Here is a 22,251-nt window from a genome sequence, read left to right as displayed (position 1 = left end):
GCCTCCTATTTCAAGCTCGGCCAGTCAGCCGAACGCTTGGCAAGAAATGCACTGATTCCTTCTTCTGAATCAGCAGCGAGCATGTTTTCGGTCATTACCAGCGATGTCAAATCATAAGCATCGGCAAGATTCATGTCTGCTTGGCGATAGAAGGTCTCTTTGCCAAACTTGAGCGCGTGAGCAGACTTCTGGGCGATTTCTGTCGCATATTTATCGACCACAAGGCGCAAATACTCCAGTGGAACCACTCTGTTGACGATGCCGTAGGCCTTGGCTGTATGGGCGTCAATCTCTTCGCCGGTGACAAGCATTTCCATGGCTTGTTTGCGCGGAACGGCACGGGTCAATGCTACCATCGGTGTGGAACAAAACAAACCAATGTTAACCCCAGGTGTGCAGAAGTTGGACTCATTAACGCAAATAGCCAGATCACACGTCGCGACCAGTTGAAGACCTGCAGCTGTGGCGGTGCCCTGGACTTCGGCGATGACGATTTTGGGCATATTGACGATTGCCTGCATCAGTGTAGAGCAGGTGCGCATAATCAAGGCGAAATAGTGTCGTCCATGATCTGGGTCCGAGCGGCGAGCGGTCAGTTCTTTAAGGTTATGGCCAGCGCAGAAAACGGGGCCGTTGGCCGCAATGACCACCACCCGTGTGGCATCGTCGTTGTTGGCATTATCCAGCTCTTTTGCCAACGCTTCCATCATTTCTTCAGATAGGGCATTACGACTTTTAGGGCGGTTCATGATCAAACGGCGGATTGGGCCGACTTGCTCAACAAGGACCGCAGATTCCTGCTCAGAATTGGTCGCCGTCATATCAGTCTCCTTGGGACAATTGTGCACATTTCGCGCTTTGTGGCGGACAATGCCCGCGACATCAAGGATATGTCAAGGCGTTGTCCCGCATGGCAGTATTTCTGAATAAGGAGAAATACTTGCGCATATGGAGTAAACTATGATCTATTTGACGAAGACGTTAAAGTAATAAAAAGACCAAGAGCCATTATATATAGGGGAGGGTGCTGTGATGCTAAAAATGGGCGAGCAACAAGTACAAGAGCTGCTGGACGAACAATTCCCTCAGTTAAACATCGGTGGTCGGTGCTTTTTTATCGACTGGATCAAAAAAGGAGAGGCGATGCTCCGCCTCAAGGCTGATGAGCGACATCTACGGCCAGGTGGCACCGTATCTGGACCGGCGATGATGAGCCTGTCTGACTATGCCGCTTATGTCTTGATATTAGCCGAGTTGGGCCCTGTTGCATTGGCTGTGACGACCAGTCTCAACATCAATTTTCTGAGCAAGCCTGCGCCGGGGGATATATTGGCCCATGTTAAAATACTAAAATCGGGGAGGCGACTCGTGGTGGTAGAGGTCGATATAACCAGTAACGGCAATGACAATCTTGTTGCTCACGCTACCGCGACCTATTCGATTCCCCCTGTTAAATCCCTAGTCTGATGAACCACCACAACGAAAAGCCTCTAATATGTAGGCGCAATTGCATGGATGTCCTAAAAGCAGCTGCGTTGGGCATGAATTCTCTCTATCAAGCAAAAATCAATCAATCAGTCAGAAGCTGATCAAAGAATGAAGTCGTTGCAGCTGTGAATCTTCATATTATTTTGTGGTAAAATAATACCGTAAAAATACAGCGTTGAAATCACTGCGTTATTTTATATGAAATCGCTTGACAAAAGTATCGACTTCTATAAAACCAGCTCCAGACATTGCGGTGGCTCTGTTGCGTACCTCTTTATAGCTATTCGGTTGTTAGGATAAGGTTCGCACAAATGAGGGTCGCCGTTTCACGTTCATCTCGTGACACCGATTACGGAAGTGCAATGAAAACTTTTTCAGCCAACCCTTCTAACATCGAAAAGAAATGGATTCTTATCGATGCTGAAGGTCTCGTGCTAGGCCGCCTTGCTTCGCTCATCGCGATGCGTCTGCGTGGCAAGCATAAAGCGACCTTCACTCCACATATGGATTGTGGTGACAACGTTATTGTAATTAACGCCGAGAAAATTAAACTGACCGGCCGCAAATACGAAAACAAAAAATACTACTGGCACACCGGTCATCCCGGCGGCATCAAAGAGCGTACCGCTCGTCAGATCATCGAGGGAAAATTCCCAGAGCGTGTGGTCCAGAAAGCTGTACAGCGTATGATGCCCGGCGGTCCGTTGACCCGTGCTCAGCTGTCCAACATGCGTGTGTATGCTGGTGCAGAGCATCCTCATGTTGCCCAGTCCCCTGAGGCGCTGGACGTTAAATCCATGAACTCTAAGAATGCTAGAGGGCCTAAATCATGAGCGATCAGATCCAGTCTCTTGAAGATCTCGGCTCCGCAGTTGGTGTAGAGCTCGAAGATGCCGCTCCTGTTTATGTGCAGAAGCTCGATTCACTTGGCCGTGCCTACGCAACCGGCAAGCGTAAAGACGCTGTTGCTCGTGTATGGATCAAGCCGGGTACAGGCAAAATCATCGTGAACAAAAAAGAGTTCACTGAATATTTTGGTCGCCCCGTTCTGCGGATGGTTGTTCAGCAGCCTCTCGTTGCAGCTGACCGCGTTGGTCAGTTCGATATCATCTGTACAGTTGCTGGTGGTGGTCTGTCCGGACAGGCTGGTGCCATTCGTCACGGCATCTCCAAAGCTCTGACCTACTATGAGCCAGGTCTTCGTGCTGTTCTGAAAAAGGGCGGCTTCCTGACCCGCGATGCTCGTGTTGTTGAACGTAAGAAATACGGTCGCGCAAAAGCCCGTCGTTCTTTCCAGTTCTCCAAACGTTAATCTGTCAGACGTTTCCAAGTTTCAAAAAGGCGGCCCTCGGGTCGCCTTTTTTCGTATGTGGGTTCAACTCGCGCAAAAGGAGATCGTTAGGCGTAATATCGGAGATCAAATGAAGTAAGAGAGGTCAACCGGCTTTTGCGATCTATTCAAGCCAAGATACTAATACTCAACAATTTCATTTTCTGCACTAAAAGTAGAGTGATGCAAGTCTGTCCGTCTTGGGGGAATACTTTGTCTGGTTGTTATGAAGAAGAATTCAAGCAGAAGAACTGTACGCACAAATACATATTCATAGCTTACGTTGATTTATGATTTAGAGGTATTGTCAAAAATACCGTGCATAATGGTCTTGCTGAGTAAGATCTATGGAAGTGTAAATAATTTGGTTAGATTATAGGTCCAAGTTGTAGGTGAATGTTTTGTTATTCCATAGCGTGGTGAGAAAATGCCTAACAATAAAAAGAGTGTAAAGAGTTTATACGTATCGTTGACTAAAGGAATAATGGCAAAAGTTCTTCTTGTAGCGACCGTTACTATTTTGGTTGTATTTGCAGTATTTGCAATCTACAATGATAGGCTCCTGACAAAAGAAACAGAAAATAGCACTGCTGTCTTCTTGGAAAGCGTCGGGGAATCAACCGCGAACAGCATCCATAACTGGCTTGAAGCGCGTTTGATGATGATTTCATCTTCGGCAGAATCCGCAACTAAGTTGTTGCCCACTGAAGATCCTGTTCAAATCTTTAAAAACAAAGTGCTGGAAGAGAATTTTAAGAACGCATATCTCGGAACAGAAGCTGGAACTTTCCATATATGGCCAAAAATAGATTTGCCTGATGATTTCGACCCGCGAGGACGCCCATGGTATAAAGGCGCCGCAAGCAATGGAAAAGCAATCCTAACGGCCCCCTATGTTGACGCCTCGTCAAAGGAGCTCATAATATCTGTTGCAGCTCCTGCTCAATCAACAAAGGGCCTGATTGGCGTTGCAGGTGCAGATTTTTCAATCAACACTTTGGTTGAAATGCTTGCTGATACCGATTTCGATGGGAAAGGTTATGCCTATCTGGTTTCCAAAGACGGAAAAATCCTTGTTCATAAAAACTTGGAATTGGTCGATAAACCTTTGAGTGACGCTTATCCAAATGGTGCCCCGGAAATCAAGGGAGGCATCGCTGAAATCGAAGAATTAAATGGTACGTCTCTCATTACGTTTGTCCCAATCACAGGGTTGCCAGTGGATTGGTATGTTGCATTGTCTATGAACAAAGATATGGCTTATGCCAGCCTTGCTGAATTCCGCACTTCTGTTGCTATCGCCAGTGTGCTTGCTGCTATATTGATGATTATTGTTCTAGGCTTCTTCCTAACCCGCCTCATTGCTCGGCCAATTCAAGCCATGACGATAGTTATGGGGCGTCTGGCCAAAGGTGACAACACTGCTGAAATCCGGGGCCTTGAGCGCAAAGACGAAGTCGGAGCCATGGCTGAAGCTGTTCTGGTCTTTAAGCAAAATGCAATTGAACAAGAAAAAATGAGAGCGCAACAGCAAGAAGAAGAACAGGCCAAGCAGCGTCGTGTCGAACGTGTTGACCAACTAATCGAGCAATTCGATGCTATGGTAGGGGACGTGCTTGAAACTATCACGCATTCCTCCAGTGATCTGGAGTTGACAGCCAAGGACCTCAACGCCACCGCAGAATCAAGTGCAATGGGCGCAACCACGGTTGCTGCTGCTTCGGAAGAAGCTTCCACCAATGTAAGGTCCGTTGCTGCGGCCTCAGAAGAGTTGGCTGCCTCGATTACCGAGATTTCTCGCCGCGTCAACCAATCTCGAGACATAGCCGAACGAGCGAGTGGCGCGGCCAAGCAGACGGATCAAACGGTTCAAAGTCTTGTTGTTACAACCGAGCGCATCAGTCAGATCGTTAGCTTGATCAACGACATTGCGGCTCAAACCAATCTGTTGGCTCTCAACGCCACCATCGAGGCTGCTCGTGCTGGGGAAATGGGAAAAGGTTTTGCTGTTGTTGCCTCTGAAGTAAAATCACTCGCAGATCAGACTTCAAAAGCAACCGACGAGATTGCGACACAGATCAATGCAATGCAATCGGTCTCTCATGAAGCGGCCAATGCAATTCGAGGTATAGGTGATGTGATCATCGAGATCAACGAAATTTCTGCAGAAATAGCAGCCTCCGTCGATCAACAAGGTAGTGCGACACAAGAGATTGCGCATAACGTAAGTGAGGCAGCTAAAGGCACGCAAGAGGTTTCTGAAAGCACAGTTCTGGTTACTGAAGGGGCCAGAGAGACTGAGCTGAGTGCCAGCAAGGTGCTGAATGCTGCGCTGGACCTTTCAAGTAAGTCAGGTTCGTTAAGTGAAACGGTCCAAAACTTTGTAAAATCAATTCGCGCAGCTTAATCAATAAAATTCTTGAACTGAAAAGGGCCGCATTGAGCGGCCCTTTTTTTACGAGTGTATGCTTAAGGTTTGGAGAGCGTCCGAGCGACTGCGTCCAGCCAGCCTGCATATTTCTTCTCTCTTTGAGCTGCGTCCATATGGGGTTTAAATCTGGCTTCCAGCTCCCAACTCTTGGAAAATTCTTCAGGTTCCGGATAAAAACCGACTTGGTATCCGGCCAGATAAGCTGCGCCAAGGGCCGTTGTTTCCAAGTTTTTAGGACGCTCCACAACTGTATCTAGAATGTCGGAGAGAAATTGCATTGTCCAGTTTGAGGCTACCATGCCGCCATCGACGCGCAATATGGCCTTGCTTGTTGTACCCCAGTCTTTGTTCATCGCTGTAAGCAGATCGCGGGTTTGATAGCACACCGCTTCGAGGGCAGCGCGACAAATCTCTTCAGGGCCAGTGCCTCGTGTCAGGCCAAACATCGCGCCGCGGCAGTCGGCATCCCAGTATGGGGCACCCATGCCAACAAAAGCAGGCACCAAGTAAACTTGCTGGGTTTCGTCGGCTTTACGGGCGAGGGGGCCTGCTTGGTTGGCTTTTTCGATGATGCCAAGACCATCACGCAGCCATTGCACAGCGGCTCCGGCAATGAAGATAGAGCCCTCCAATGCATAGGTAGGTTTGCCGTTGAATTGATATGCGATTGTGGTGAGAAGGCGATTGTTTGATTTAACCGGTTTGTCACCCGTGTTGAGCAATGCAAAGCAACCTGTGCCGTAAGTTGATTTGAGCGTGCCGGGTCTAAAACCAGCTTGCCCAATCGTTGCTGCCTGCTGATCACCTGCAATACCAGTGATTGGAATTGGTCCGCCAAATAGCTCTGGCAAACAGGTTCCAAAATCGGCAGCGCAATCCATCACTTCCGGTCGGCTGAGATTTTGCGGAAGATTCAAAACTTGTCGTAAAGTGCTGCTCCATCGGCTGTTATGGATATCGTAAAGCATAGTACGACTGGCGTTGGAGGCATCGGTTGCATGCACCTTTCCACCAGTCAGTCGCCAGAGCAGAAAGCTGTCGATAGTGCCAAAGGCGAGGTGGCCATCTTCAGCCATTTGTCGTGCACCTTCGACATTGTCGATAATCCAAGCAACTTTAGTGCCTGAAAAATAGGGGTCTAGCAGCAAACCGGTCTTCTCAATAACCACTTGCTCTTTGCCGGCTTCTTTCAATTGCTTGCAATAGTCGGATGTGCGGCGGTCCTGCCAGACAATCGCATTATAAATACATTCGCCGGTGCGTTTATCCCAGACCAGCGTGGTTTCACGTTGGTTCGTTATCCCTATTGCGGCGATTTCTGAAGCGTGCGCTCCAGCGTTCTCAATGGCATCGCGGCAAGTTGATAACACGCTTTCCCAGATTTCCTCAGGGTCATGTTCGACCCAGCCTGATTGCGGAAAATGCTGCGTAAATTCTTGCTGGGCAACCGAGCATATGCGATAGTTTGCGTCAAATAATATGGCTCTTGATGAAGTTGTTCCTTGATCAATAGCCATTACATATGAATTTTTCATAAGCGATCCGCCTCTTCCCTCGAATGCTATGCAGTGTCTTGATGGATGACGCCACTGGCTTGTTAATGGCGTCACAATGATTGCCCACCGTGAGAATTCACCGATGTGCAGACCTCGAAATGGAACTACCTATCCCGCCAATTCTGCGCGATATTTCTCGATGTAGGCCTGTAATTTGGACGCTTCATCTTGGCCCAAATGTAAGCCGCGCTTGGTGCGACGATAAAGAATGTCATCGGCGTTTATGGCCCATTCATTCTCGATTAAATACTGAATTTCAGCTTCATAAAGGTCAGAACCAAAATTCTGTCCCAGTTCATCCGTGTTTGCCACATCGTTCAGTAGGGTCCAGGCGCGTGTGCCATAGAGACGAAGCAGGCGGTTTGCGTGACGGTCAGACAGGTAGCTGTGCTCACTTTTGAGTTTGGCCAAGAGGGCATCAAAGCCGTCCATGGCGAAATCACCGCCGGGGAGGGCCGCTTTTTTCGTCCATTTTTCGCCGCGTTTGCCTATTTTGGTCGCGATCTTGTCAACAACGGCTTCAGCCAACTTACGTGATGTCGTAATCTTACCACCAAAAATATGAATGATAGAGGAGTCGTGGTCTTCCGGTTTTTGGCGCAGCACATAGTCTCGTGTTGCTTCTTGTGCCGCTGATGCTCCATCGTCATAAAGAGGTCGCACGCCAGAATAACTCCAGACTACATTGTCGCGGGCTACCGGCTCGGTGAAATATTCACTGGCGGCTTTGCAAAGATAGACAATCTCTTCTTCCGTTGCTTCCACGGCATCTGTTCTGAGGTCGCCTTCAAAATCATGATCCGTGGTGCCGATCAAGGTGAAATCTTCTTCATAAGGAATGGCAAAAATGATCCGGCCATCCGTGTTCTGGAAAATATAACACCGATCATGGTCAAACATTTTTTTGACAATGATGTGGCTACCTTGCACCAGACGAACATTCTTATCATCGGGATCATGCAGCGCATCGTCAATGACATGATCGACCCAAGGGCCCGAAGCATTGATCACCATTTTGGCGCGATGTTCTTTTACGTCACCTGTGAGTTGATTTGTAACCTCAACTGTCCATACACCGCTATCATAAGTCGCAGATGTAACTTTGGACCGCACCAAAATATCGGCCCCTTTTTCTGCTGCATCCATCGCATTGAGAATGACAAAACGTGCATCGTTTACCCAGCAGTCCGAATATTCAAACCCTTTTGTGAATAGCGGCTTGAGAGGCTTGCCAACAATGTTGGTGGTCATGTTGACATCTGTGGTGGCGGGCAGCTTTTTGCGGCCGCCCATATAGTCATACATGAACAAGCCAAGGCGCAGGAACCAGGCAGGGCGCAACCCTTTGTGATGCGGCAAAACAAATCGAAGAGGCCAGACGATGTGAGGCGCGTTACCCCAGATCACTTCACGTTCTTTAAGGGCTTCGTGAACCAGTCGAAATTCATAATATTCCAAATAGCGCAGACCACCGTGAATGAGTTTGGTGGATGACGACGATGTAGCGCTGCCCAAATCATTCATTTCAGCCAGCGTAACCGAATAGCCGCGCCCTATGGCATCACGGGCGATGCCGCAGCCATTGATACCGCCGCCAATGATAAAGATGTCTTTGATTTCTGGTTTCATCATGCATGCTCACTGTTAGAGGGAGAGGCGACGACAATTTGTGTTTCTGCATCGCGGCATATCTGCTGGATCTCTTCGCTCGGCGTTTTATCAACGACAAAAATGTCTATGTCAGAAAGGTGCCCTATTCGCACCGGTGCGTTGCGTTCAAATTTCATTGAGTCACTCACAAGGATGGTCTTGCGTGCGTGTTGTAAGATTGTTTGCGAAATGCGCACTTCGCGATAATCATAGTCGAGCAAGGAGCCATCTGCATCGATCGCGGATACGCCAATGACAGCAAAATCTACTTTGAACTGCTCAATAAAATCGATGGTTGCTTCACCCACCAGGCCACCATCAGACTTGCGCAACATCCCACCTGCGACCACAACATCTGCATTAGAGAGTTCATGCAATATATTGGCAACGTTTATGTTATTGGTGATGACCATCAGGCCGTCGTGACGCACTAAAGCGCGTGCGACCTGTTCTGTGGTGGTGCCGATGTTCAGGATGAGAGAGGCATTATCCGGGATCAACTGTGCAGCGGCCTTGCCAATGACTTCTTTTTCCAAGGCGGCATGCATGCGGCGGGATTCGTACGCATAGTTGGTAACGCCGGACGGATAGATCGCGCCGCCGTGCACGCGCTCCAGTCGATCTTTGTCACATAGATAGTTCAGGTCCTTGCGGATTGTCTGCGGCGTTACATCAAATGTATCCGCCAAACCGTCTACGTCAACGCGACCTTCCCGTTTTGCAATGTCCAAAATGTCCTGGTGTCGAGGAATGAGCGCTTCCACTGATCTCTCCTGTTTCAAAGAGAGTTTGCGCCAAAATATTCGTTTGTTCAACAGAAAAGTTCATTTATTTTCACATTGAATTAAAAACGAAAGCGTGGAGGGGGCGGGCGCGCAACTGTGAATGGAATAAAATGCTGGCTAAATAGATGGACTACCGGAATTTTTGGACCAAACACGGCGCAAAGGATATTGATGAGGTTTGGGGTAGTCAGATAAGAACTTGAAACAAAAAGGGCCGGAGGTGAATAAACGCCTCCGGCCCAATAGGTGAAATGTGAAACACGACGGTTAAATATGCTCGCCGCTCCTGTATGATACCCGATAGAAGAGGGCAAACAGCACGGGGACGACGATCAGTGTTAAAATCGTCGCCGCAGCGAGACCAAACATGATGGTCACAGCCAATGGGGCAAAAAAGACATCGGTCAACAAAGGTATCAGCCCCAAGATTGTCGTGATTGCGGCCATGGATACAGGACGCAAGCGTGACACCGCAGCATGCGTGATGGCGTCGTGCATTTTAACGCCTTCCTCTTCGTTCAGACGTTTGATTTCCTCGATCAGGACAATACCGTTTTTCAACAACATGCCAGACAGAGAGAGGAACCCAAGCATTGCTGTAAAGCTGAACGGTTGGTTGAACAACAAAAGCCCGCTCGTGACGCCGATAATAGCCAGCGGTAAAGTCAGCCAAACCACCAGCGTTTGCCGAACTGAGTTGAACAGCATTACCGTTATGGCAAACATGACCAAGACACCAAGGGGCACGAAGGCAAAGACTGCGGTGTTTGCCTTGTTTTGGCTTTCATATTCCCCCCCCCAACTCAGTTCATACCCTGTCGGCAGTTCGATCGCTTCAACTTGAGGTCTCAGCTCTTGAAACAGTTCAAAGCTGTCAACATCGGAATTGTCATCTGCATCTGCCCAAACCTGAATGGTACGCTTCCTATCTCGCCGCATAACCAACGGATCTTCCCACGCAAGGTCTATTGAATGCACCACCTGATCGATGCCGATATACCGGCTCAGAACTGGGCTATAAACTTGGATATTACCAAGCTGCTCAACGCTGGATCGCTCACTTAAAGGTGGACGAAGGATGATTGGCAGGGTTGAAGATCCATCCCGTAAGGAGGCAATAGTCAAGCCGCTGACATTCATCAAAATAGCTTTGTCGATGTCCGATTTGGATATGCCGAGTCTGCGTGCTTCTGCTTCAGCAAATTGGGGCTGCAACACTTTGCTGCGTTCGCGCCAATCATGTCTGATGTTGACTGCTGCAGGGTTAGACCTATAAATTTCCAACACTTTGCGTGCAAGTCGACGAAGCTCCGCCGCATCCGGACCGGAAATACGCGCTTCAATCTTTGCTTTGGTTGAAGGGCCGAGTGAGAAGCGATTGGATTTTGTAAAGGCCTGAGGTGCTAGTTCCTTAAAAGTTGCGTCGACCCACTTCCTGACTTCGGGCAGCTCGTCATATTGATTCACTTCAATAATGAATTGACCATAGTTGGGGTAAGATCGCTCGGCGTTATAAGTGAGCATGAAGCGTTCTGCTCCACTGCCGATAGTTGATGTCACTTGTTTGATTTTATCATTGTCTTGCAGGACCGCTTCTAGCTTGGACATGTCGCTAATGGTCGCGCGAATATCAGACCCTTGAGGCAACCAGTAATCAACTGTGAAGACAGGCAGATTGGATGGCGGGAAGAAAGCCTGACTAACAAATCCGAAGCCGTAAACCGCTGCATACATACAACCAATAAGCACGGCGACAGATATCCAACGCCAACGTAGCGTTAGCAGCAATACCCATTTGTAGACTTGATACAACAGGCCTTTGTAGGGGTCGGTAATGTCTGGTTCTGATGCTTTTTCAGACTCGCTGTTCGGCGTTTCCTTGAACATCATTGATGCAAGAAATGGTGTCAGTGTGATGGCAAAAACCCATGAAATCATCAGTGAAATTAGCAAGATCCAGAACAAGGAACCTGTGAATTCACCTGTAGCATCGGGGGAAAGGCCAATTGGTGCGAATGCTACAACCGCTATTACTGTTGCTCCAAACAACGGCCAAACAGTCTGGGAAACAATCCGTTGGGCGGCCTCGACCCGCGTTAACCCGCGCTTGAGTCCAATCAAGATGCCGTCTGTCACCACGATGGCATTGTCTACCAGCATGCCTAGAGCAATGATCAAAGCCCCTAGAGAAACGCGGTGCAATTCAAGGCCAGCAAATAGCATAACAATGAATGTGCCGCAGATTGTTAGCAACAATACAAGGCTCATTAAAATACCGGACCGTGCTCCCATCGTGATCAAAAGCACTATGATAACGATACCAACTGCCTGAGCCAGACTGATAAGAAAGTCGTTGATGGAAGTATCAACAAGCGCCGGCTGATCATAAACGGTCGAGAGTTCGACACCTACGGGGCGAGAATATTCGAGTTGGTTCAGGCGCGCTTGCACCTCAGCGCCCACTTCCACTACATTGACGCCGGAAGAGAAGGAGATCCCAAGTGTTAGTGCCTGCTTGCCATTGAACAGATAAACATGATCTGGTGGTTGTTTATAGTCCACTTGCACATCGGCGACATCGGATAGATAGATCAGCTCGTCGCCAGTTTGCCCGAGTAAGATGTCGCGTATTTTATCGATATTACCGTAATTTCCGGTTGAACTGATGCGAATATACTCGCTATCAACCTTGATATTGCCAGCATTGGATACAAGATTCTGTCCTTGCAACAGGCCTTGAAGGGCGCTGACGGACAGATTGTGTGAGGAGAATTTGGCGCGATTGATTTCAAGTATGATCTGCTTTTGCAACTCTCCGCCAATAGAAACTTTGCCAACGCCTTTGATCAATACCAATTCTCTTCGCAGGTAGTCTGCATAATCATTAAGCTCTTGATGGCTATATCCCTCGCCGGTAATGGCCATAAAGATACCATACACATCACCAAAATCGTCGTTGATAATCGGAGTCTGGGCACCAGCAGGCAACGTTGCCTGCATATCGCGTATTTTGCGCCGCATTTCATCCCAAATCTGCGCCAGATCTGCTTTGCGATATGTCGCGAGCATCTCAACCGTTACCTGGCTTAAACCCGAGGAAGAGATCGATGTGACATTGTCGACATAGGCTAATTGCTGCAACGTAGTTTCAATTGGGAGCGTAATTTCTTCTTCAACTTCTTGCGCCGATGCTCCGGGGTACGCCGTAACGATCACGGCTTGTTTGATGGTAAATTCAGGGTTTTCCAACCTTCCCAGACCGAGGAAAGCCATAAGACCACCTGCCAGCAAAAGGATAGTTACCATCCAGCTGACAGTTTTATTTTCAATGGCGTAATTTGTGATGTTCATTTCAGTCGTCCTTAAAGGCCACGTTCTTTTTTGTATGGCCGGACTTTCATGCCCTCAGTCACGTGAGCGACGCCAACAGCAATAACCTTGTCCCCATCGTCCAATCCGGACTGAATGCGTACGCCATCGTCTTCGATTCCATAGATGCCGACTTCTGTTTTCCGTGCCAGATTTTCGGAATCAACTTTCCAGACCCATCGTTTTCCTCCTTCGTCAAAGACAGATTCAAGAGGCACCAACACACCTTTTGTCGCGCTGTATTCGGCGATGGCGGACAAGTCGAGGACCACGCTGATGCTCATCCCGGGTAGGATTGTATATTGTTCTGGCCGGGGCATCGTTGCCGTTATCTTGAAGGAGCGGGTGACTGTGTCTGGCAACTCATCATGCTCTTTGTATAAGGCGGTGAAACGTTTGCCTGGAAGCGCATCAAACCGAACTCCAAAGCTTGGCATACTCAGAAATTTCTGAGGGTTGAACATCAAGAAGATCTTCTCGGGCACATTGAAAACGACATCGATATTCTCAAGGCCTTGATATTGTACAATCTGCGTGCCCGCGGCCACATTCTGATAGCGTTCAACGTTGGTTTGGGCGACGACACCGTCATATGGCGCGTAAAGTTTCGTATAACCAAGATCCTCCTTGGCCATTTTCAAAGCGACTTCAGCCGCTGAAAATGTCGACTTTGCTGTATCCAATGCCGCTTTTGCTACATGCTTTTTATCGAACAGGGCCTGCGTCCGCACCAATTGTGTGTTGGCAAGATCGTATGTGGCCTGTTTTGCGGCGACGACGTTGAGATAAGGTGTCTCATCCAGCTCCGCGATTACATCGCCTTCTTTGAGAGTTTGCCCCGCATGCACCTTCAATTCGGTGATTTGTCCGGCAACGCGAAAAGCGAGAACCGAGTTGCGAGAGGCTTCTGTAACGCCTGGGAAAATTTTATTGTCGTTGAAAGCAATTTTCCGAGCGGTCGCTATTTTTGCTGGCCGGGCAGAGGGGTCTTCAACTACTGCTTCCTCAGCAACAGCAGAAAAAATATCGCTGTTGCAACCGGCGAGTAAAAGAGCTGAAAAGCCAATCAGCATAAGTTTTTTTATCATAGAAGGGATCCGAAGAGGTTGCTGCGAGAGCACTCGCTGGTAAGTATAGTTTACATATTGCCTTTTAAATACATTCATGTATGTATGTTTGTCTAGTTATTTTTTAGGCTGTTTAAACGCAATGTGATTAATGTGAAGAAAGTGTTGTCGTTTTAAATGCGAGTGCGGGGAGGTGAGCGTGGCGCGCAAGACCAAAGAAGAAACGGAAAAAACCTACCATGCGTTATTGGAGGCAGCGGCAGAGTTGTTCAGAATCCAGGGCTATTCAAGGACAACACTAAATGAGATCGCAAAAAAAGCAGGCATGACAAGGGGGGCTTTCTATTGGCATTTCGAAAAAAAGTCAGACGTGATTCGGGCCATCTGGGAGAACCACGCCTATGCCAGTTTCAATCCAATCCGCGAGGCAATCGCCAAATTGCCGCTTGAAAATCCGGCTGGTGCATATCGCAACCATGTAAGAGAAATGATTGATGTTATTTCAGATAACCAAAGTGTGGCGCGGGCGATGTTCATCATCTTGCACAACATGGAAGTGTCGGAAAAAAACAATGACTTAATCGAGTTTCTCGGCGAACAGCACATAAGGTTTCACGGATCAATGTCAGAGGCCTTTATTAGAATCCATGCCGCAGGCCAACTCAAACCCGGAATTAGTGCTGAACAGGCGGCATCGGGGTGCAGCTGTTTGCTACTGGGCATGATCAACAGAGCATTATTGCCATTTGGAGACTTCAATTTGAAATGGGATGGCCAGGAAATTTTTAAAAGTCATTTGGATGGCATCCTGCGTGAATAATAAGATTGGTCTAGGCGTGCGCTTCATTACAAATGGTAACGGATTGATATAATTTCTATTTCAGAGCCATTGATAACTGGCCTTCATCGCACTTTCGTCAATGCATATGTGGAAATGTCATTGTCATGACAAAATAGACGTTGATTCAACTCCGCATGATCTTTACACACGACCTCGGAGAGGTGGCCGAGTGGCTGAAGGCGCGCCCCTGCTAAGGGCGTAGGCGGGTAACTGTCTCGAGGGTTCGAATCCCTTCCTCTCCGCCATTCATTCAATTTTCGGCAGAAATCCGGTAAATCCTTTTACTTCAATGCTCTATCGCAATTGGCTGTGATACAATTGTGTGATACAGAGAGAGCATGAAAGTTGTGTCTGGATACCCCGATCTCTATTGTAGAAGTGGCACCTATTACCTGTGTAAGCGAATCCCAAAAGGTCTTGAGGATGCTTATTCGGGGAAAAGTCATATTCGAAGATCCCTCCGTACCAAGAATAAAAGAGAGGCGATTAAGCGCCTTCATGCTGAGCAGGTTAAACTCGATGCAGAGTTCGCTGCAAATCATGTCAAGTTGAGAAAAACTCTCTCTACAACGGAAGCTAACGAAATAGCCCAGAGCTATTTGCGAGATCTGCTTATCGAAGATATGGAAGTCCGGCAGGACGGAGATCTAGAATCTGTTTCGGTCTTTGATCAGGTTAAGGATCAACTGAAGCAAGCTCAAATTCCTCATAAAGTCGGCTATTCTGAGCAAGAAATTGTTGCTGAATTTGGATTATCTGACAGGGATGTCTCTCGATTAAGAGAAGATGTCGAGTGTATCCGCCCTTATTATAAGGAAGCGCTAGCTAAGCAGGATTTAGGAGCAGTATCAAACGAGGTTGATGAACTATCTGAAGTCCATCACCTAGAGCTGCCCAGAGGATCGGACGGGTGGAAGGCTCTTGCAAGAGAGTTGCTAAAAGCGACCGTCCAATACTGCGAGATCATGCAAAGACGGAATGCTGGTGAACTGGACGAGTTCATCTCCTCTATGCCCCCTATATCCACTCCAGAGCGGGACTTTTTGCATCAGACTGGTGAACCCGACGCTTATGGCAAAACTCGCTCAGGAATGACCTTGAGGGAACTTGTCGATGCATACAAAAGCAATCCCGGCAGAAGAGCAAGCGAGCGTACTAACAAAAGCTATGAAGTCTTGTTTAGGATTATGGATGATGTGATTGGCAACGAAAAATATGTCGACGAAATTACCAGAGAAGACTTTAGGCGAGTACGCGATATCCTATTAAAAACACCCACAAATGCGGCTCAAAGGTTTCCCGGAAAATCTGCCACGGAAGTGGTGGAGTTGGCTAAAGAGCGGGGACTGAATACCCTCGATCCAGCCACTGTGAATGTCAGGTTGGAACTTATGTCTGCTCTGTTTAAGTTTGCTGAGCAGGAAGGTTATGTGGTTCAGAATTTGGCCAAGGGTCTGAAGGTATCCGAAGGCAAGAAAGCCAAAGATCGCCGCAAAGCATTCACTATCGATGATTTAAACAGGATCTTTTCTGCACCGCTTTACACTGGCTGTCGGAATGATCAGGCGGGATATGCAGTTCCCGGTCCTAACATTATTAAGAGGGGGCGCTATTGGGTTCCTTTGATTGCCCTTTGGACTGGGATGCGGTTAGGAGAATGCTGTCAGCTGCATTGTTCCGACGTCAAGGAAATCGATGGAGTTTGGTGCATTGTCATCAGTGAAACCACAGATGGAGGGGGCATGGATGAGGCTGATAAAAAGCGGATCAAGACAGCGGCGGGTGAGCGTTATGTCCCTATTCATTCTGAATTGATCAAGCTCGGATTTGTTGATTTTGTACTAGAGAGACAGAAGACCAAGGACGTTAGGCTGTTCTCTGAATTAACTGCTTCAGCCGAGGGATACTTGTCGGATAATTTCTCAAAATGGTTCAATGGTGAAAACAAGTTTCTAGGAAAAGTTGGCGTCTGGAAGAAGCACGAAAAAGTGTTTCATAGCTTTAGGCACACTTACAGGGACGCGATGACCTATGCCGGGCTAAGTCGGGATGTCATCCGTGCATTAGGTGGATGGTCTTCCGGCGACACCGAGGATAACTACGGATCCGAATTGAGCGCTAAGTTTCTGAAGGAGCAGATTGAGAAGATCGGATTTGAGGGTTTGGTGTTACCGAATTTAAGCTAATACACTTTGCGAGATCTTAAGGTAACAAATTTGCCGTTTTTGATCTCCTTTAACACACAGGAACCTGAAACCTTCAAGCGTCGAAAACGATACTTTGTAGAAAGATGGGTGGTTACTTTGTCAAATCCTTTGGCGATTTCAATAACGCTTAATTGACAGCCTTCAAAAAAGTCCTCTGCGACCAAAGAAAACCTGTCTTTACGCTTCTCATAGTTGATTTCCACGATTCCTTCCCAGATCTTAATACCTTGTGTTGCTTCGTAAATACTCTTCGCATTTGAAAACGTAAAAGTGATTGATAATGATAGAAAAAATCCAATGCTTGCAAGGAGAAATTTCATTGAATAGTTCATCTTTCCTCTTCCTTATAAAGTGATAATTATTATCTATCATTAAAAAGGTGTATGCAAGTTGCTTGGGTTTTCCTTCATCATTTTCAACTGAAAAAATTCCCATTTTGATTTACCTGTTCTGAGAAGTAAAGTCGAAGCACTCCAAGATTGGGTTAAGCGCGATGTAATACCTGATATCCGTAAGGATGGAATGTATGTGAAAGGTGACGTGAAAAATAAGATGAGGGGGCTTGTCGGTTCTATTCAAATGAAAACCCCAATTGTCACAAAAGATGACTATTCGATAAGATCGTTTTCCCACTTTCCATATGTCATCGTTTTGTTTTTTGGAAAAAAATCTGAGAAGGTATCGTTGTATGTTGCCTTCACAGTTTCCCCCCGTATGGGTCTCTGCTCGCCCCAACAAGAAGATCGGGGGCAGGATCGATCACCACATATTTCCTGATCCATGAGTTCTCAAAAAGTATAGTTTATGAGACGGACTCTTGACGCGTCTCTTTTTATGTCTCATAAATGAATTGTCCAAACCTCTGAGGAGTTATGAGAATGGCTATCGTCGGGTATGCTAGGGTATCATCCCTAGGACAATCCTTGGATGTCCAGCTAGAGAAACTAGGGGCAAACAATGTAGACAAGACCTTTCAAGAAAAGCGATCCGGTATCGACAGTTCAAGGCCTGCCCTCAAGCAAGCGTTGGACTATGTGAGAGAGGGAGATCAGTTCGTTATTTCCCGTATTGATAGGCTCGCCCGTAGCGCAGAGGATCTGCTCAGGATAGTCAGAGGGCTTGAAGACAAGGGGGTAACGCTAAAGGTTATCGATCAGCCCATAGATACCAAGGAAGCCACAGGAAAGGCATTCCTGGGGATGCTTGGAGTCTTTGCTGAGTTTGAGAACAGTATTAGGCGTGAGAGACAATTAGATGGCATAGCCAAAGCGAAAAGCAAGGGGACTAAGTTTGGTCGTAAGGCGCTGCTTACTGAGGATGTTGTCATTGACATCAAGCAGAAGAGAGAAGCAGGAATGACTGTTCCACAGATCATGAAGGAAAAAGATCTGTCTAAGGCCTCAGTTTATCGAGCATTAGCCCTTTAGCAGGTGGGGATTGTATTTATGGTTCTCTCTGTCTGTCTTTGTAGGGCTTAGTCAGCGCACTGAGTGCATCTTCTGTCCCCGCTTAGACTGAGCTAGCATTAATCGACCTGGGCTAACCAATGGGTAGCAATGTTGGATAGGCGTTTGTTTAACTGTTGGTGCAAATGGTCGACATACCGTGCAGAGGGCTTCTGACGGTGGCTGTCTTTGAGAAGCAGACGTAGGACGGAAGTCCAGAAGTGGTGTCTGTCTTGATGGACAAAGACCTCCGACTGCTCAACATACATTACCGTTAGGAATGCCCACCAGAGACGCTCTGCCAGTTCTTCCTGGCTGTCTTTAGGATACCCCTGCTTAATCCTGAAGACCTGCTCAGACACCGACTGATAGACAGCCCAACGGGTATTCCCTCTGTGATCCTGGAAGTGGATCGGACGGGGATCAAAAGCTATACAACTGATCTCACCGAGAACTTGGCTGAGTGTGGGATCTGTATTGCAGATTGGACCAAGGGTCTTCTTCAGATATCGCTCATGGAGCTTCAGGAGGGGCTTTTGTGGTCCTTTGATGGGTGCACCATAAAAACGATAGAGAGATCTATGGTGAGGACAGAAGCGTCCCCGGCCAACCTTCCAGCAGTCTCTTGCATTACACTGCTGGTAATTGATCTTGTCGAAGGTGTTTTGAGACATGGATGTCAAACCATTTGAGTGGCTCTAGGCGGGATTTAAAGGCCAGTACAGGGTATTCGTATGATGGCTGAAGGAGAATGACCAGGGCAGGAGAATTGCTTTCTATGAGTCCCTGTAGTCGTTCTAGGCGTCCTGTACATATAGCGATAACCTGTTGAATTTAAAGAATTAGAAGCTGCCTTGATCAAAAGGGACTAGTAATGAGAGAAGGGGGGAGGTGGTGGTTCTAACTAAAGATATAATACAGTATTAGGGTATGAGTACCATTGACCATGAGTACTCCTCTATTCCTTCACCTAGGTACACATCAGATAAGTATCTGTTGCCAAGGCCCAAATCTAAGACTATGGAGAGTCTCGCCTCAAGCCTTCTTTGATATTGTCATAGAATGCCGCCTTGAAAGCGGGATCTTGCGCCCAGAGCTTGTATAGCTCAAGCTCGTCCTTCCTGCGCCGAAGCATGACGTCTTTCATGATTTTCTCAAAAGCGAGCTTCTGCGCATAGGGATCAGGACTACCTAAGTATTTTTTGTCCAGATCGGGATGCGCTCTGACACTTTTCAGAATATTGAGAAACTTGATGCGCTGCTCTTCCGGCGTCGCTTCCCACCCATCGAACCACCGCTCATTAAAGCTACGGATGATGTCCTCCAGGGGATCTTTCTGCTCTTCTTCACCACGATGACCTCGTGGATTGGGGTTTTGCGGTTCAAGTTCGGATTCTTCAGGATCAAGGTCGATAGCTTTGTTCAACTTTGTGCGCTCCAACCCATAAGAAGACAGGTCGACAGCCTCTAGCAACTCATCCAGGGCGTCCTGATTGGGATCGGCAATCTTCAGCTTCGGAACAAGGAATTTGAGGAACCAGAACAGCTTCTCCCATTCGATCACCTCAAACGGCATAATGGAAGCCATCTGGCTATAGATCTTCACGAACTGTTTGGCCTTGATTTTGAAGTCAATCTTGTCCTTGTCATCAAGTTGCAGCTCATGGTCAAAACGCGCTGCTGCGACATCGATCAAAGGACTAAGGGTCTGGGCGTCCTCGCCATCGAAATATCGCTTGCAGAAATCCTCGACCTCCGCCCATTCATAGACGCTGGCATCATCGAGCGAGTCTTTGAGTTCATGCAAGACATTGACGTCCGTGGGGCCGGACAGGCTTGTGATGGTATAGAAGGGATCGAACGCCACCTTGATGTCATCGGTCGAGTTGAAGAAGTCGAGAATGAACAGATCTTCGGTGCGTTTGCCAAGTTTCGGGGCGGAGCGATTGAGGCGAGAAAGTGCCTGAACAGCCAAGACCGACTGAAGCTTCTTGTCGACATACATGGCGCAGAGCTTGGGCTGATCGAAGCCGGTGAGGTATTTGTTTGCGACCACGAGCAAGCGAAATGTGTTTTCTACGCTTTTACCGTCTTGCTTCATGGGTTGCCCATGCTGATCATGACCGTCGAAATAGAAGCGGGTCTTGTCTTCCGAGAAGCCATTGATATCGGCTTCGGAATATGGAGAACCATCGACCTCTTTCTCGCCCGAGAAGGCAACAAGAGCCTTGAACGGATTACCGCGACGCTCAAGCTCCGCATTGACGGCCTTGTGATATCGGATCGCCATTTCGATATTCTGGGTGACGATCATCCCCTTGCCTTTGCCATGCAGCTTTTTGCCATTGACCACATTGTCGATGAAATGCTCGACCATGATCTCAGCTTTCGTATTGATCGTTTGCTGGCTCCGCTCGACATAGGCCTTGAGGATCTTTTGCGCTTTTGCTGTGTCAAAAAGCGGATTGTCCTTAATGGACTTCTGGATCTCGTAATAGCCCTTGTAGGTCGTATAGTTGGCCAGCACGTCCAGGATGAAGCCTTCCTGTATGGCTTGCTTCATGCTGTAGAGATGGAAGGGTTTGAAGCTACCATCAGGTTGCTTGGTGCCAAATTTCTCCAAGGTCGAGTTCTTGGGTGTTGCGGTGAAGGCAAAATAGGAGGCATTGCCGCGCATCTTGCGCCCCTGCATGGCTGCGAGGATCTTGTCCTGATTGTCCTCGTCATCTTGATCGGAGCTGCCACCCATGGCTTCGTTCATCTTGTCATGGGCAATGCCGCTCTGGCCGCTGTGAGCCTCATCTATGATCACTGCAAAACGCTTGTCGCTGAGGTCCGCAATGCCATCTATGATGAAAGGAAACTTCTGGATTGTGGTGATGATGATCTTCTTGCCATTCTCCAATGCCGCTTTGAGATCTGCTGAGCGCATCGCGGGGGCGACGATGTTCTTGACTTCGGAGAAATCCTTGATGTTGTCTCGCAGTTGTTTGTCAAGCAGGCGGCGATCTGTCACCACAATCACACTGTCAAACAGAGGCGTGTCCAGCGCTCTCGCTCCGGGCAGGTCCAAGCTTTCGGGATAGGCCTCGATCAACTGATACGCGGTCCAGGTGATGCTGTTGGATTTACCAGACCCTGCCGAATGTTGAATGAGATAGCTTTGCCCCAGCCCATGGGTAGCAGCATCGGCAAGCAGCTTTCGAACAACATCGAGCTGCTGAAAACGTGGAAAGATGAGGGTTTTCTTTTTAAGGGGATCGGTGGTTTTGCCCTCCAGCAGAACGAAATGCTGGATGATGCCAGCTAGGCTATCAGGCTGGAACACCTCTTCCCAGAGATAGGCAGTCTTGTGGCCGTCCGGATTTGGCGGATTGCCTGCACCTTCGTTATGGCCTTTGTTGAAGGGCAAAAAGAAGGTCTTGTCTCCAGCGAGCTTGGTGGTCATCCAAACTTCGTCAGTGTCAGCGGTCATATGCACCAATGTTCGGCCAAATTGCATCAAGGTCTGCGAAGCATCGCGCTCTTTATATTGCTTCTGGCCGTGGTAGCGGGCAGTCTGGTGCGTCCAGTGGTTTTTCAGCTCAAGGGTAACCAGCGGCAGGCCGTTGAGGAACAAGACCATATCGACGGATTCATGCGGATTGGCTAAATTGTGATGCACCTGCCGGGTGACGCTCCAGATATTGGCGGCGAAATTGTCATGCACAGCCTTAGCCGAGCTTGCTAGCGGGGCAGGGTACATCAGGTTGAAATGGGCATCATCAACCCGGAGGCCCTTTTTCAGCAGATGCAAAAGACCCTTGCGTTTGATCAGTTTGTCAAACTGGCCAAGTATCTTGGCTTGCCAATCGGCGGGGTTGCGGGTTTTGAGCTTGTCGAGAGCTTGGCCTTGACTGCTGTCAATAAACTCCCAGAACAAGGCCTTATCAAGCGCGAGAGTGGCGTCGAAATCCGCCGAACGCCCAATTCGCCAAGGGCCGGTCGGCGTTCCGCCATTGGCAAGCTCTTCGGTGGTGACACCAGTCAGGTGCCGCTCGATGGCCTGTTCCAGTGCGATTTCCTTTGTATTGCTGACCATA

The 22,251-nt window shown here is 48.1% G+C and carries 15 protein-coding genes and 1 tRNA gene; 8 read left to right on the top strand and 8 right to left on the bottom strand.

The features are described 5' to 3' along the window. Positions 1–5: 5 nt before the first annotated feature. Positions 6–821 (bottom strand): enoyl-CoA hydratase, encoded by an 816-nt coding sequence (locus tag C0081_RS11510; protein ID WP_101533984.1) that lies wholly within the window; start codon positions 819–821, stop codon positions 6–8. Positions 822–1,032: 211 nt separating this feature from the next. Here C0081_RS11510 and C0081_RS11505 point away from each other — a divergent pair, with 211 nt between their 5' ends. The 4 genes from C0081_RS11505 (at position 1,033) to C0081_RS11490 (ending at position 5,225) form a co-directional block, all read left to right on the top strand. Then, on the top strand, positions 1,033–1,467 hold the full coding sequence (locus tag C0081_RS11505) for a PaaI family thioesterase (RefSeq protein WP_101533983.1): 435 nt from the start codon (positions 1,033–1,035) through the stop codon (positions 1,465–1,467). 383 nt (positions 1,468–1,850) lie between these two features. Next, on the top strand, positions 1,851–2,321 hold the full coding sequence (gene rplM, locus C0081_RS11500) for a 50S ribosomal protein L13 (RefSeq protein WP_101533982.1): 471 nt from the start codon (positions 1,851–1,853) through the stop codon (positions 2,319–2,321). Beyond that, positions 2,318–2,800, top strand: coding sequence for a 30S ribosomal protein S9 (gene rpsI / locus C0081_RS11495; RefSeq protein ID WP_101533981.1), 483 nt, complete (start codon positions 2,318–2,320; stop codon positions 2,798–2,800). The genes rplM and rpsI overlap by 4 nt, the downstream gene beginning before the upstream one ends. Before the next feature lie 502 nt (positions 2,801–3,302). Continuing rightward, positions 3,303–5,225: a methyl-accepting chemotaxis protein gene (locus C0081_RS11490; protein ID WP_180966860.1), complete on the top strand. Its 1,923-nt coding sequence runs from the start codon at positions 3,303–3,305 to the stop codon at positions 5,223–5,225. Positions 5,226–5,287: 62 nt separating this feature from the next. Here C0081_RS11490 and glpK read toward each other — a convergent pair whose 3' ends face one another. The 5 genes from glpK to C0081_RS11465 form a co-directional block, all read right to left on the bottom strand. Next, positions 5,288–6,784 (bottom strand): glycerol kinase GlpK, encoded by a 1,497-nt coding sequence (gene glpK, locus C0081_RS11485; RefSeq protein WP_101533979.1) that lies wholly within the window; start codon positions 6,782–6,784, stop codon positions 5,288–5,290. Between the two features lie 129 nt (positions 6,785–6,913). Next, positions 6,914–8,437, bottom strand: a complete 1,524-nt coding sequence (gene glpD, locus C0081_RS11480) for a glycerol-3-phosphate dehydrogenase (RefSeq protein ID WP_373236444.1) — start codon at positions 8,435–8,437, stop codon at positions 6,914–6,916. Continuing rightward, positions 8,434–9,219, bottom strand: a complete 786-nt coding sequence (locus C0081_RS11475) for a DeoR/GlpR family DNA-binding transcription regulator (protein WP_101533977.1) — start codon at positions 9,217–9,219, stop codon at positions 8,434–8,436. The genes glpD and C0081_RS11475 overlap by 4 nt, the downstream gene beginning before the upstream one ends. A gap of 288 nt (positions 9,220–9,507) precedes the next feature. Then, positions 9,508–12,591 (bottom strand): efflux RND transporter permease subunit, encoded by a 3,084-nt coding sequence (locus C0081_RS11470; RefSeq protein ID WP_101533976.1) that lies wholly within the window; start codon positions 12,589–12,591, stop codon positions 9,508–9,510. An 11-nt stretch (positions 12,592–12,602) separates the two neighbouring features. After that, entirely contained in the window at positions 12,603–13,697 is a 1,095-nt protein-coding gene (locus C0081_RS11465) for an efflux RND transporter periplasmic adaptor subunit (RefSeq protein WP_180966859.1), read from the bottom strand. A gap of 178 nt (positions 13,698–13,875) precedes the next feature. Here C0081_RS11465 and C0081_RS11460 point away from each other — a divergent pair, with 178 nt between their 5' ends. The 3 genes from C0081_RS11460 (at position 13,876) to C0081_RS11450 (ending at position 16,703) form a co-directional block, all read left to right on the top strand. Next, positions 13,876–14,496 carry a TetR family transcriptional regulator gene (locus C0081_RS11460; RefSeq protein ID WP_180966858.1) on the top strand — a complete coding sequence of 207 codons (621 nt, stop codon included), beginning with the start codon at positions 13,876–13,878 and terminating at the stop codon, positions 14,494–14,496. 176 nt (positions 14,497–14,672) lie between these two features. Further along, a tRNA-Ser gene (locus C0081_RS11455) sits at positions 14,673–14,762 on the top strand. 93 nt (positions 14,763–14,855) lie between these two features. Then, positions 14,856–16,703, top strand: coding sequence for a DUF6538 domain-containing protein (locus C0081_RS11450; protein WP_101533973.1), 1,848 nt, complete (start codon positions 14,856–14,858; stop codon positions 16,701–16,703). Here C0081_RS11450 and C0081_RS11445 read toward each other — a convergent pair. Next, a complete protein-coding gene (locus tag C0081_RS11445; protein ID WP_101533972.1) occupies positions 16,700–17,056 on the bottom strand; it encodes a hypothetical protein in 357 nt (118 codons plus the stop codon). The two genes, C0081_RS11450 and C0081_RS11445, sit on opposite strands and share 4 nt — an antisense overlap. A gap of 546 nt (positions 17,057–17,602) precedes the next feature. Between C0081_RS11445 and C0081_RS11435 the strand changes: the two genes are divergently transcribed. Beyond that, positions 17,603–18,151: a recombinase family protein gene (locus tag C0081_RS11435; protein WP_101533970.1), complete on the top strand. Its 549-nt coding sequence runs from the start codon at positions 17,603–17,605 to the stop codon at positions 18,149–18,151. 1,036 nt (positions 18,152–19,187) lie between these two features. On the opposite strand, the gene C0081_RS11425 is transcribed toward C0081_RS11435, so the two are convergent. Beyond that, a complete protein-coding gene (locus C0081_RS11425) occupies positions 19,188–22,250 on the bottom strand; it encodes a type I restriction endonuclease subunit R (RefSeq protein ID WP_101533968.1) in 3,063 nt (1,020 codons plus the stop codon). Position 22,251 lies beyond the last annotated feature (1 nt).

This window comes from Cohaesibacter celericrescens (assembly GCF_002866925.1).
GTDB classification, from domain to species: Bacteria; Pseudomonadota; Alphaproteobacteria; order Rhizobiales; family Cohaesibacteraceae; genus Cohaesibacter; species Cohaesibacter celericrescens.
This window is presented reverse-complemented; position numbering and strand designations above follow the sequence as displayed.